This is a genomic window from Streptomyces sp. CC224B (genome assembly GCF_030010595.1).
GTDB classification, from domain to species: Bacteria; Actinomycetota; Actinomycetes; order Streptomycetales; family Streptomycetaceae; genus Streptomyces; species Streptomyces longispororuber.
On record NZ_JASCXL010000111.1, the window covers coordinates 1 to 14,053 of the forward strand.

2 protein-coding genes are annotated in these 14,053 nt (G+C 75.0%); both read left to right on the forward strand.

What is annotated here, in order from left to right:
* The coding region (locus QK440_RS32750) for a type I polyketide synthase (protein ID WP_282796877.1) at nt 1–3,885 on the forward strand (3,885 nt) is incomplete at its 5' end.
* Between the two features lie 303 nt (nt 3,886–4,188).
* The gene (locus QK440_RS32755; RefSeq protein WP_282796878.1) at nt 4,189–14,049 is read left to right on the forward strand and encodes a type I polyketide synthase; all 9,861 of its coding nucleotides are present in this window, start codon (nt 4,189–4,191) and stop codon (nt 14,047–14,049) included.
* The last annotated feature ends 4 nt before the right edge of the window (nt 14,050–14,053 follow it).

Sequence of the window (14,053 nt, forward strand, 5' to 3'; positions counted from 1 at the left end):
GATGCGCTGGACGAGGTGTGTGCGTACTTCGACGGGTGGATAGAACGTTCGCTCCAGAGCGTGATGTTCGGTGCGGATGCCGACCTGCTTGAGCAGACCGGTTACGCCCAACCCGCGTTGTTCGCGATGGAAGTGGCCCTGTTCCGGCTGGCGGAGTCCTTGGGCGTACGGCCGGAGATCGTGGCCGGGCACTCCATCGGTGAGCTGGCCGCCGCGTACGTGGCCGGGTTGTGGTCGCTTGAGGACGCGACACGGCTGGTCGCGGCCCGTGGTCGGTTGATGCAGGCGCTGCCCGAGGGCGGGGCGATGCTGGCGGTACGGGCGTCCGAGGCGGAGGTGCTGCCGCTGCTCAGCGACCTTACCGATCGGGTGGGTGTGGCGGCGGTCAACGGGCCCTCGCAGGTCGTCCTGTCCGGTGAGCGTGCGGCTTTGGAGGGGCTGGAGGAGACGCTGCGCGGGCAGGGGCGCAAGGTGCGCTGGCTGAAGGTCAGCCACGCTTTCCACTCGCCGTTGATGGAGCCTGCGCTGGCGGAGTTCCGGCGCGTGGCGCAGGAGTTGACGTACCGGGAGCCGACGCTTCCAGTGGTCTCCAACCTCACGGGGCAGTTGGCAGATGCCGACGAGCTTCGAGACCCCGAGTACTGGGTGCGGCACATCCGTGAGGCGGTACGCTTCCACGACGGGTTGGGCGCGTTGACCGGTTTCGGTGTCTCGACTCTGCTGGAGCTGGGCCCGGACGCGGTCCTGACCGCGATGGCGCACGACACGGTCACCGAACCCGAGGACCAGGCCGGACTGATCGCGGCTGTCCGCAAGGACCGTTCCGAGGTGGATACGTTCCTGAGTGCTCTCGCGCAGTTGTACGTACGCGGGGCCGAGGTCGACTGGGCGCCGCTGTACGCGCCCGTCGAGACCCGGCGCCGTGTGGACCTGCCGACGTACGCCTTCCAGCGGCGGCGGTACTGGCCGCGCGCGGGTGCGGGCGCGCCCGGTGACGTGTCGGCGACGGGGCTCGTGCCGGCCGGGCACCCGCTGCTGGGGGCCGCCGTGCCGCTCGCGGGCGGGGACGGCTACGTGTTCACCGGTCGGTTGTCGCTGGCCACGCATCCGTGGCTGGCGGATCACGCGGTGGCGGGGCGGGTGCTGCTTCCCGGCACGGCCTTTGTGGAGTTGGCGGTGCGGGCCGGTGACGAGGTGGGCTGCGGGGTGCTGGAGGAGCTGACGCTCGCGGCACCGCTGGTGCTGCCCGAGCGCGGCGCCGTACAGCTCCAGGTCGGCGTCGGCGCCGAGGACGCCGACGGGCGGGTCCCGGTCAGTGTGCACTCCCGTGACGAGCAGGACCCCGACGGCGCCTGGACGCAGCACGCGTCCGGGTTCCTGGCCGCCACGGCCGCCGAGGAGGAGCCGCAGGGCCTGGTCGAATGGCCGCCGCGAGGTGCCGAGCCGATGGCCGGCGCCGACGAGCTGTACGACCGGCTGGCCGCGGCCGGGTACGGCTACGGGCCGGTGTTCCAGGGGCTGCGGGCCGCCTGGCGGCGCGGCGACGAGGTGTTCGCCGAGGTCGCCCTGGCGGAGGAGCAGAAGGCGGACGCCGAGGCCTTCGGCCTGCACCCGGCGGTGCTCGACGCCGCACTGCACTCCACCCTGCTGCTCACGGACGAACGCCAGGGCCTGGGCCTGCCCTTCGCCTGGAACGGGGTGCGGCTCCACCGGGCGGGCGCCTCGGCGGTCCGGGTGCGCCTCGGCAGCGCCGGAGCGGACGCCGTGTCCCTGACGCTTGCGGACCCGGCCGGCCAGGTCGTCGCCACCGTGGACTCGTTGGTGTCGCGCCCCGTCTCGGCCGAACAGCTCGGCGGCGGCAGGACCGGTGACTCCCTGTTCCAGGTGGAGTGGAAGCAGCAGGCGCCCACGGCGGCTGCCGTCGTACCCGTGCCGGTGGTGTCGTACGCGGACCGGGACCGGGGCCGGGATTGGGACGCCGGGGGCGGCACCCCGGCGGTCGTGGTGTGGCAGGCCGGTGCCGGTGCCGTCGGCGCGACGGACCCGCAGGCCGTGTCCGCGCGGCTGGCCGAGGCGCTGGGCGTGCTCCAGGGCTGGCTGGCCGACGAGCGGTTCGAGGACGCGCGGCTCGCCGTCGTGACGCGCGGCGCGGCCCCCGCCGGGGGCGCCGCCGTGGACCTCGCGGCGGCCGCCGTCTGGGGCCTCGTACGGTCCGCCCAGGTCGAACACCCCGGGCGCTTCGTCCTCGTCGACACCGACATTGACACCGGTACTGGCACCGACACCGGTGCTGGTGCTGGTGCTGGTGCTGGTGCTGGTGCTGGTACCGGCACCGGCGCCAGCACCGGCTCCGGTACCGCCGCGGTCCTCGACGAGGCGCTGCTCGCCGCCGCCCTCGGCTCCGGCGAACCTGAAGTCGCCCTCCGCGACGGTTCGGTGTGGGTGCCGCGCCTGACCCGCGTCACCGTCGGCCCCGACGGCGACACGGCCCCCTGGGGCGAGGGAACCGTCCTGGTGACGGGCGCCTTCGGCGGGCTCGGCCGGGTCGTCGTACGGCACCTGGCCGAGCGGCACCACGTACGGGACCTGCTGCTGGTCTCGCGGCGCGGCCCTGAGGCAGCCGGAGCGGCCGAGCTCCAGGACGAGCTGGCGGCGCTGGGCGTGAAGGCGACCGTGGCCGCGTGCGACGTGGCCGACCGGGACGCCCTGGCCGCGCTCCTCGACGAGCGGGGCCCGGACCTGTCGGCGGTCGTGCACATCGCGGGTGTCCTGGACGACGGCGTCGTCACCTCCCTGACACCGGACCGGCTGGACACGGTCCTGCGCCCCAAGGCGGACGCCGCGCTGCACCTGCACGAGCTGACCGCCGGTCTCGACCTGTCGGCGTTCGTCCTGTTCTCCTCCGCCGCCGGCGTGCTCGGCAGCCCGGGCCAGGGCAACTACGCGGCCGCCAACTGCTTCCTCGACGCCCTCGCGGTCGCGCGCCGGGCCCAGGGGCTCCCGGCGACCTCGCTGGCCTGGGGCGTATGGGCGCAGGAGAGCGACATGACGGGCACCCTCGGCGACGCCGACCTGCGGCGGATGGCCCGCGGCGGGGTGGCCCCGCTCGCCACCGACGAGGGCCTGGCCCTGTTGGACACCGCCGTGTCGTCGGCCGGGCCCGAGGCGCCCGCCGTCCTCGTCCCGCTGCGCCTGGACGCCGCGTCCCTGCGGGCCGCCGCCGGCCCCGACGGCGTCCAGCCCGTCTTCTCCGAGCTGGTGCGCACCCCGGCCCGCAGGGTCGACAGGGCGCTCGCCCGCTCCGGGGAAACAGCCGGAACGCCCGGCGACGGCACCGGCCCGGCGCTCGCCGCGCAATTGGCGGGGCTTTCCGGGGTGGAACGGCAGCGGGCCCTACTCGATGCCGTACGCGGTCATGTGGCCGCGGTGCTCGGCCATTCCGGGCCCGAGGCGATCGGGGCCACCCGGGGATTCCTGGAACTCGGCGTCGACTCGCTCACCGCGGTGGAACTCAGGAACCGGCTGAATTCCCTCTCCGGACTGCGTCTCCCGGCGACGCTTATTTTCGACTACCCGTCGCCCGCGGCGCTCGCCGCGCACCTCGACGAGAGCCTGCCCCGCGACGGCGGGGAGTCCGACGGGTCCGAGGGGCCGCGGGTGGGTGGCGTCACCGCCGAACTCGCGGGCCTGGAAGCGGCTCTGGCCACGGGCCCGCTGGCGGACGACGAGCGGGCCGCCGTGCGCGGCAGGCTGCGGGCACTGCTCGGCAGGCTGGATGCCGGGGAGCAGGGCGCCGCGGACGCCCCGGACATCGCGGAGCAGCTGGAAGACGCCGATGACGACGACATGTTCGACTTCATCGACAACGAACTCGGCGTTTCCTGAAAGCGGTGACGAATAAGCGGTAAGCAGAAAGATGCATGCGGAAAGCCGTAAGCCGTAATCGGCGGGCGATACGGCAAGTGGTCCCCGGGGTCCGTGAACAACGTGCGGAAGCCCCGGGGGCGCACGGGTGGTCCGCCAGTGACCCGCGTGATCCGTTAATGTCCGTGCGTGTGATCCATTCCCGATCGGCTCTCCGCCCGCGGTAATTCGGCAAGGGGCTCATAGGGGGAGGGTAGGGGTTGTTGCCCTACCCTCCCCCGGATGTGATGGGTTCGGCCCTCTGCGTTGAAGGAGTCGCACCGAATGGCGAACGAGCAGAAACTCCGCGAGTACCTCAAGCGAGTTACCGCGGATCTGCATCAGACCCGGCAGCGTCTGCAGGACGCCGAGTCCGTGAGCCGGGAGCCCGTCGCCATCGTGGCGATGAGCTGCCGCTACCCCGGCGGCGTCGGCAGCCCGGAAGACCTGTGGCGGCTCGTCGCCGAGGGCGGGGACGCCATCTCCCCCTTCCCCGACGACCGCGGCTGGGACCCGGACCTCCACGACCCGGACCCGAGCCGCCCCGGCAAGAGCTATGCGCGCGAAGGCGGGTTCCTGCACGACGCGGCGGAGTTCGACCCCGCGTTCTTCGGCATCTCCCCGCGCGAGGCTCTCGCCATCGATCCGCAGCAGCGGCTCCTCCTCGAAGCGACGTGGGAGGCGTTCGAGCGGGCGGGCGTCGACCCGCTGTCCGTCCGCGGCTCCCGCACCGGCGTCTTCGTCGGCGTCATGTACGGCGACTACGGCAACCGCATCCTCAGCAACCCCGAGGGCCTGGAGGAGTTCGAGGGCTACCTCGGCAACGGCAGCGCCGGCAGCATCGCCTCCGGCCGCGTCTCGTACACCTTCGGCCTCGAAGGCCCCGCCGTCACCATCGACACGGCCTGCTCGTCGTCCCTGGTCGCGCTGCACCTGGCGGCGCAGGCGCTGCGGCAGGGCGAGTGCTCGCTCGCCCTCGCGGGCGGCGTGACCGTCATGTCGACGCCGGACACCTTCGTGGAGTTCAGCCGCCAGCGCGGCCTGGCCGCCGACGGCCGCTGCAAGGCGTTCGCCGAGGCGGCCGACGGCACCGGCTGGGGCGAGGGCGTGGGCCTGCTCCTCCTTGAGCGGCTGTCCGACGCCCGCCGCAACGGCCACCAGATCCTCGGCGTCGTGCGGGGCTCCGCCGTCAATCAGGACGGCGCCAGCAGCGGCCTGACCGCCCCCAACGGACCCGCGCAGCAGCGCGTCATCCGGGCGGCCCTCGCCAACGCCGGGCTCACGCCCGCCGACGTGGACGCGGTGGAGGCGCACGGCACGGGTACCACGCTGGGTGACCCGATCGAGGCCCAGGCGCTGCTCGCGACGTACGGGCAGGAGCGGCCCGAGGACCGGCCCCTGTGGCTGGGGTCGGTGAAGTCCAACCTCGGTCATACGCAGGCCGCCGCCGGTGTCGCGGGTGTCATCAAGATGGTCATGGCGATGCGCGCGGGTGTCCTGCCGCGCACCCTGCACGTGGACCGGCCGAACACACACGTGGACTGGTCGGCGGGCGCGGTCGAACTGCTGACGGAGACGCGTGAGTGGGCCGCGCGGGAGGACGCCCCGCGCCGTGCGGGTGTGTCGTCGTTCGGCGTGAGCGGCACCAACGCCCACGTGATCGTGGAGCAGGCCCCGGCGCCCGAACCCGCGGCCGCCGTCGAGCCCGTCGCCCCCGCGAGCGCGGTGCCGTGGCTGGTGTCGGCCCGCGGCCCCGAAGCCCTGCGGGCGCAGGCCGCGCGACTGCGCGAGCACGTCATGACGCACCCCGAGCCGGATGCCCTGGACGTGGGCTGGTCGCTGCTGTCGGGGCGGGCCCTGCTCGAACACCGGGCGGTGGTCCTCGGCCGGGAGCGGGCGGAGTTCCTGGCCGGGCTGGAGTCCGTCGCGTCCGGCGGCCCGGGGGTCGTGCCCGGCTCGGTGGTCGAGGGCCGCCTGGGTGTGGTGTTCACCGGTCAGGGCAGCCAGCGGCTCGGGATGGGCCGGGAGTTGTACGAGGCCTTCCCGGTGTTCGCGGACGCGCTGGACGAGGTGTGCGTCCACTTCGACGACTTGATAGAACGTTCGCTCCAGAGCGTGATGTTCGGTACGGACGCCGACCTGCTTGAGCAGACCGGTTACGCCCAACCCGCCCTTTTCGCGATGGAAGTGGCGCTGTTCCGGCTCGCGGAGTCCCTCGGCGTACGGCCGGAGGTTGTCGGCGGGCATTCGATCGGGGAGCTGGCTGCCGCGTACGTGGCCGGGTTGTGGTCGCTGGAGGATGCGACGCGACTCGTCGCGGCCCGTGGTCGGCTGATGCAGGCGCTGCCCGAGGGTGGCGCGATGCTGGCCGTGCAGGCGGCGGAGGCGGAGGTGCTGCCGCTGCTGGACGGTCTCGCCGACCGGGTGGGCGTGGCGGCGGTCAACGGGCCCTCGCAGGTCGTGCTCTCCGGTGAGCGCACGGCTCTTGAAGACCTGGAGCAGACGCTGCGGGGCCAGGGCCGCAAGGTGCGCTGGCTGAAGGTCAGCCACGCCTTCCACTCACCGCTGATGGAACCCGCCCTGGACGAGTTCCGGCGCGTGGCGCAGCAGTTGACGTACCGGAAGCCGACGCTTCCGGTCGTCTCCAACCTCACCGGTGCACTGGCGGATGCCGACGAGCTTCGGGACCCCGAGTACTGGGTCCGTCACATCCGTGAGGCGGTCCGTTTCCATGACGGGCTGCGTGCGCTGATCGGCTTCGGCGTCACGACTCTGCTGGAGCTGGGGCCGGACTCGGTGCTGACGGCGATGGCGCACGACACGATCGCCGAACCCGAGGACCAGGCCGGGCTGGTGGCCGCCGTACGCAAGGACCGCCCCGAGGCGGACACGTTCCTGGCGGCGCTCGCGCAGTTGCACGTACGCGGCATCGAGGTCGACTGGGCACCGCTGTACGCGCCCGTCGAGACCCGGCGCCGCGTGGACCTGCCCACGTACGCCTTCCAGCACCAGACCTACTGGCTCAACCCCCTGTCGCAGGGCTCCGGTACCGCCGTGGCCGGTGCGGTCGACCCTGTGGACGCGCGGTTCTGGGAGGCCGTCGAGGCCGAGGACATCGAGGCGCTGACGGGTGCGCTGGAGGTCGACGAGGAGGCGCCGTTCCGGTCGGTGCTGCCCGCGCTGACGGCGTGGCGGCGGCAGCGGCACGAGCGCGGTGAACTGGACCGCTGGCGCTACCGGACCGCCTGGAAGCCGCTCGGAGGCAAGGTCGCACCGGGGCGGCTGACCGGCACCTGGCTGGTCGTGGCCGGTGCCGGGGCGCCCGAGGAGCCGTGGGTCGACGCGTCCGTACGGGCCCTGGAACAGGGCGGCGCCCGCGCACGGGTCCTGCGCGTGGGCGCGCGGGACGCCGACCGCGAGACGCTGCGCGAGCTGCTGAGCCACGCCCTCGCCGCCCCCGGCGACGACGACGGGCACGGCACGCCCGTCACCGGCGTACTGTCCCTGCTGGGCTGCGCCCCGGACGTCCCGGCACCCGGGGCGGGCGCGGCCCCCGACGGTGTCCCGGCCGGTGTGCTCCTCACGCTGGCGCTCGTCCAGGCCCTGGGTGACGCGCAGGTGGCCGCGCCGCTGTGGGTGGCGACACGGGGCGCGGTCTCCGTGGGCGCGTCGGACCCCGCGGCCGACGCCGACGGCGCGGCGGTGTGGGGTCTCGGCAGGGTGGCGGCCCTGGAGCACCCCGACCGCTGGGGCGGCCTCGTCGACCTTCCCGGCACGGCCGACACCCGCGCGGTGTCCCGCCTCGCCCAGGTCCTCGCCGGAGCGTGGGCGGTGGAGGACCAGGTGGTGGAGGATCAGGTGGCGGTGCGGTCGGCCGGGGTGTTCGCGCGCCGGTTGGAGCGGGCTGCGCTGGATCCGGCGCAGGTGGGGGAGTGGGTGCCGGAGGGCACCGTGCTCGTCACTGGTGGTACGGGTGCCGTCGGGGGGCATGTGGCGCGGTGGCTGGCGGTTCAGGGTGCCCGGCGTCTGGTGCTGACGAGTCGCCGTGGTCCGGATGCGCCCGGTGCCGTCGAACTCCGTGCCGAGCTGGAGGGGTTGGGTGCCGAGGTGACCATCGCCGCCTGTGACGTGGCCGACCGGGAGGCGCTGGCGCGGGTGTTGGAGGCGATTCCTGCGGAGGCGCCGCTGAGCGGGGTGTTCCACACGGCGGGTGTGCTGGACGACGGGGTGCTCGACGGCCTGGACGCCGACCGGCTCGCCACCGTCTTCCGGCCGAAGGCCCGCGCCGCCCTCAACCTGCACGAGGCGACGCGCGACAGCGCGCACCTGACCGCTTTCGTGCTCTTCTCCTCCCTCACCGGGACCGTGGGCGCGCCCGGCCAGGGCAACTACGCCGCCGCCAACGCCTTCCTGGACGCGCTCGCCGAGCGCCGCCGCGCCGCCGGGCTGCCCGCCGTGTCGCTCGCCTGGGGCCCGTGGGCCGGCAGCGGCATGGCTGCCGCCGCCGACGACGCCGAGGAACGCATGCGCCAGGCGGGACTCCCGGCCATGGACCCCGCACGCGCCACCGAGGCGCTGCGCCTGGCGCTGGGACCGGCGCCGGAGGGCCGGGACTCCGCCGCGCTCGTCATCGCCGACGTCGTATGGGACCGGTTCGCCGAGGGCTTCACGGCCGCCGGCCGCAGCACGCTCTTCGACGGCGTGCCGGAGGCCGCCGCGGCCCTCGCCGCACGCCCCGCGGGCGGCCGGGACTCCGCCGCGCCCGACCTGAGGCGGCAACTGGCCGCGCTGGCCCGCCCGGACGCCGAGCGGGCTCTGCTCGACCTCGTACGGACCCACGCCGCCACGGTGCTCGGGCACGGCGGCACGGAGGCCGTGCCCGCCGACGGCGCCTTCAGGGGGCTCGGGTTCGACTCGCTCACCTCCGTGGAGTTCCGCAACCGCCTGGGCGCGGCGACCGGCCTGACCCTGCCCGCGACGCTCGTCTTCGACCACCCCTCGCCGCACGCCGTCGCCGCCTACCTCTCCGGCCTGCTCCTTAGCGACGCCGACGTCAGCACAGGCGCCGGTACCGCCACCGACCCGGCCGCCGCGCGGCGCTCGGCGGCCGGCGGCGCGGACGACGAGCCCATCGCTCTCGTGTCGATGAGCTGCCGCTTCCCCGGCGGCGTCCGCTCGCCCGAGGACCTGTGGCGGCTCGTCGCGGACGGCGTCGACGCCATGGGCGACTTCCCCGCCGGCCGCGGCTGGGACACGCGCGCGCTGTACGACCCCGACCCGGCGACCCCCGGCTCCACCTACGCCCGCCAGGGCGGGTTCCTGCCGGACGCCGGGGAGTTCGACGCGGACTTCTTCGGCATCTCACCGCGCGAGGCCCTCGCGATGGACCCGCAGCAGCGGCTGCTCCTGGAAACCACGTGGGAGCTGTTCGAGCGCGCGGGCGTCGACCCGGCGTCGCTGCGCGGCACCCGTACCGGCGTCTTCGCGGGCACCAACGGCCAGGACTACCTCGACCTCCTCAAGGACGCGCCCGACGGCGCCGAGGGCTACATCGGCACCGGCAACGCGGCCAGCGTCGTCTCCGGCCGCCTGTCGTACGCCTTCGGGTTCGAGGGCCCCGCCATGACCGTGGACACGGCCTGCTCCTCGGCGCTGGTGGCCCTGCACCTGGCGGCCCAGGCGCTGCGCCGGGGCGAGTGCGACCTGGCGCTCGCGGGCGGGGTCACGGTGATGTCCACGCCCAGCGCGTTCACCGAGTTCAGCCGCCAGCGCGGCCTCGCGGCCGACGGCCGCTGCAAGGCGTTCGCCGAGGCGGCCGACGGCACGGGCTGGGGCGAGGGTGTGGGCCTGCTGCTCCTTGAGCGGCTGTCCGACGCCCGCCGCAACGGGCACGAGGTCCTGGCGGTCGTACGGGGTTCCGCCGTCAACCAGGACGGTGCCAGCAACGGCCTGACCGCCCCCAACGGACCCGCGCAGCAGCGCGTCATCCGCGCCGCGCTCGCCGACGCGGGCCTGACGGCGGCCGACGTGGACGCGGTCGAGGCCCACGGCACCGGCACGTCCCTGGGCGACCCGATCGAGGCCCAGGCGCTGCTCGCGACGTACGGGCAGGAGCGGCCCGATGACCGGCCCCTGTGGCTGGGCTCCATCAAGTCCAACATCGGCCACACGCAGGCGGCGGCCGGTGCCGCCGGTGTCATCAAGATGGTCATGGCGATGCGCGCGGGCGTACTCCCGCCGACGCTGCACGTGGACCGGCCCACCTCGCACGTGGACTGGTCGGCGGGCGCGGTCGAGCTGGTGACGGAGGCCCGGGAGTGGGCCGCGCGGGAGGACGCGCCGCGCCGCGCGGGCGTGTCGTCGTTCGGCATCAGCGGCACCAACGCCCACGTGGTGCTTGAGCAGTCCTCGGCACCGGAGCCCACGGCCGCCGCCGAACCCGTCGCCCCCGTGAGCGCGGTGCCGTGGCTGCTGTCGGCGCGCGGCCCGGAGGCGCTGCGCGCCCAGGCCCGGCGGCTCCACGCACACGTGGCGGCACACACGGACCAGACCCCGGCGGACGTGGGCTGGTCGCTGCTGTCGGGGCGGGCCCTGCTCGAACACCGGGCGGTGGTCTTCGGCCATGAGCGGGAGGAGTTCCTGGCTGGGCTGGAGTCCGTCGCGTCCGGTGGTCCGGGGGTCGTGTCCGGTTCGGTGGTCGAGGGTCGTCTGGGGGTTGTCTTCACCGGGCAGGGCAGTCAGCGGCTCGGGATGGGCCGGGAGTTGTACGAGGCGTTCCCGGTGTTCGCGGACGCGCTGGACGAGGTGTGCGTCCACTTCGACGACTTGATAGAACGTTCGCTCCAGAGCGTGATGTTCGGTGCGGACGCCGACCTGCTTGAGCAGACCGGTTACGCCCAACCCGCCCTTTTCGCGATGGAAGTGGCGCTGTTCCGGCTCGCGGAGTCCTTCGGTGTGCGGCCGGAGATCGTCGGCGGGCACTCCATCGGTGAGCTGGCCGCCGCGTACGTGGCCGGACTGTGGTCGCTTGAGGATGCGACACGACTGGTGGCCGCGCGCGGCCGGTTGATGCAGGCGCTGCCGGAAGGGGGCGCGATGCTCGCGGTCCAGGCGGCGGAGGCCGACGTGCTGCCGCTGCTGGACGGTCTCGCCGACCGGGCGGGTGTCGCGGCGGTCAACGGGCCCTCGCAGGTGGTCCTGTCCGGCGAGCGTGCCGCCCTGGAGGGCCTGGAGCAGACGCTTCGCGGGCAGGGCCGCAAGGTGCGGTGGCTGAAGGTGTCGCACGCCTTCCACTCGCCGCTGATGGACCCGGCCCTGGCCGACTTCCGCAAGGTCGCCGCGGGGCTCACGTACCAGGAGCCGACGCTTCCGCTCGTCTCCAACCTCACCGGTGCACTGGCGGATGCCGACGAGCTTCGGGACCCCGAGTACTGGGTCCGTCACATCCGTGAGGCCGTGCGCTTCCATGACGGGCTGGGCGCGCTGACCGGTGCTGGCGTCTCCACGCTGCTGGAGCTGGGCCCGGACGCCGTCCTGACCGCGATGGCGCACGAGGCGCTGAGCGAACCCGCCGCGCAGGCGGGGCTGGTGGCCGCCGCGCGCAAGGACCGTTCCGAGGCGGACACGTTCCTGGCGGCGCTCGCGCAGGTGCACGTACGCGGCATCGAGGTCGACTGGGCGCCGCTGTACGCCCCGGTCGAGTCCCGACGCCGCGTGGACCTGCCCACGTACGCCTTCCAGTGCCGGACGTTCTGGCCGCAGCCCAAGGACACGGACGCGCGGGGCACGCGGGGCGGGACGCTGGACGCCGCGTTCTGGGACGTCGTACGGCGGGAGGACCTGGACGGCCTCGCCGGCGCGCTGGAGCTGGACCCGGACGCCCCGCTGACGTCGGTGCTCCCGGCGCTCGCGTCCTGGCGGCAGCGGCAGCAGGAGCGCCACGAGGTGGACGCCCTGCGCTACCGCGTCACGTGGAAGCCGCTGGCCGGCGCGACCGCGCCCGGAGCGGGCGAGTCCCTCGACGGGACCTGGGCACTGCTGGTACCGGCCGGAGCGGCCGGACACCCCTGGTGCACCGCGGCCGAGGAGGCGCTCGCCGCCACCGGGGCGGACGTCCGGCGCGTCCTCGTCGGGGACGACGACGCGGACCGTACGGCGCTGACGCGGCTGCTGCGGGACCTCGCCGGGCAGGCGCCGTCCGGGCCGGGGAGCACGGCCCTCGCCGGAGTGCTGTCCCTGCTGGCCCTGGACGAGCGCCCGTACCACGGCGGCCCCGCGCTGACGTGGGGCATGGCCGCCACCCTCGCCCTGACGCAGGCCGCCGTCGACGCCGGGGCCGGGGGCCGGCTGTGGGTCGCGACGTCCGGCGCGGTCTCCGTCGGCGCCGCCGACCCGCTGCGCGCGACCGCGCAGGCGCAGGTGTGGGGGTTCGGCCGGGTCGCCGGACTGGAACACCCCGAGGTGTGGGGCGGCTTGATCGACCTCCCGGAGGTGGTCGGCCTCTCAGGGTCGGCCAACCTCTCGGAAGGGGCGGACCTTGCGGAGGCCGCGGACCTCCCGGAGGCCGCGGGACGCGAGGAAGCCGGGGCGGCCGGGGAGGGCTCCGGCGGCGTCGTCCCGGCCCCCGTCCGCGCCCAGCTCACCGCGCTCCTCGCCCGGACCGCCGCCGACGGCTTCGCCGAGGACCAGCTCGCCCTGCGCCCCTCGGGAGTGCATGTCCGCCGTCTCACGCGCGCCCCGGGCAGCGCCCCGGCCGCCGCCGGCGCGCAGTGGCGGCCGCGCGGCACCGTGCTCGTCACCGGCGGTACCGGCGCCCTCGGCGCCCACGTGGCGCGCTGGCTCGCGGGCAACGGCGCCCGGCACCTCGTCCTGACCAGCCGCCGCGGCCCGGACGCGCCGGGAGCCGCGGAACTCCGTACCGAACTGGAGGAGCTGGGGGCCGAGGTCACCCTCGCCGCCTGCGACGTGGCCGACCGGGACGCGGTCGCCCGCCTCCTCGACGCGCTGCCCGAGGAGGCGCCGCTGAGCGCCGTCGTGCACGCGGCGGGCGTCGGCCAGGACCTGATGATCGACGCGACCGGTCCTGAGGACTTCGCGGCCGTCGTGACCGCGAAGACCGCGGGCGCGGCCCACCTGGACGACCTGCTCGGCGACGCGCCGCTGGACGCCTTCGTGCTGTTCTCGTCCATCGCCGGGGTGTGGGGCAGCGGCGGCCAGGCCGCCTACGCCGCCGCCAACGCCCACCTCGACGGGCTCGCCGAGCGCCGCAGGGCCCGCGGGCGCGTGGTGACGTCGGTCGCCTGGGGGCCGTGGGCCGGTGCGGGCATGGCCGGGGACGACGAGGCGGCGGCGCACCTGCGCAAGCGGGGCCTGCCCGGCCTGCGGCCCGAGGTGGCCGTCGCCGCCCTGCGCCACGCGTCGGCCGGACCCGACGCGCTGGTCACGGTCGCCGACGTGGACTGGGAGCGGTTCGCCCCGGCCTTCACGGTGCGGCGCCCCAGCCCCCTGCTCGACGAGCTGCCGGAGGCCCGTACCGCCCTGGCCCCCGCGTCGGACACCGCCGACGGCGGCACGGCGGCGGGAGACGCGGCGGCGGCGCTGCGCGACCGGCTCGCCGCCGCCCCGCCCGCCGAGCGCGAGCGGACGGTCCTGGAACTGGTGCGTACGGAGGTCGCCGCCGTCCTCGGGCACACCGGCACGGCCGCCGTCCGCGAGGACCGCGCCTTCAAGGAGTTCGGCTTCGACTCGCTGACCGCCGTCGAACTGCGCACCCGCCTGAACGCCGCGACCGGCCTGAGCCTGCCCAGCACGCTCGTCTTCGACCACCCGACCCCCGGGGAGCTGGCCCGCGAGCTGCTCTCCGCGCTCCTGCCCGACGCCGCCCCCGGTACGGCCCCCGGCCCCGCCGGCGGTGCCACGGCGGCGGACCACCTCGCGGACGCCGACGTCCGCAGGGCCCTGGCGGCCGTCCCGGTCGCCCGCATCCGCGAGGCGGGGCTGCTCGACGCCCTCCTGCGCCTCGCCGCGCCGGACGCGACGGCGGCCGTGGCCGCCGACGCGGCCGACGACGACGGCGCGGACGCCTCGATCGACGCCATGGACGTGGACAACCTGATCCAGATGGCCTTGGACAACAGTGATTCCTGATGCA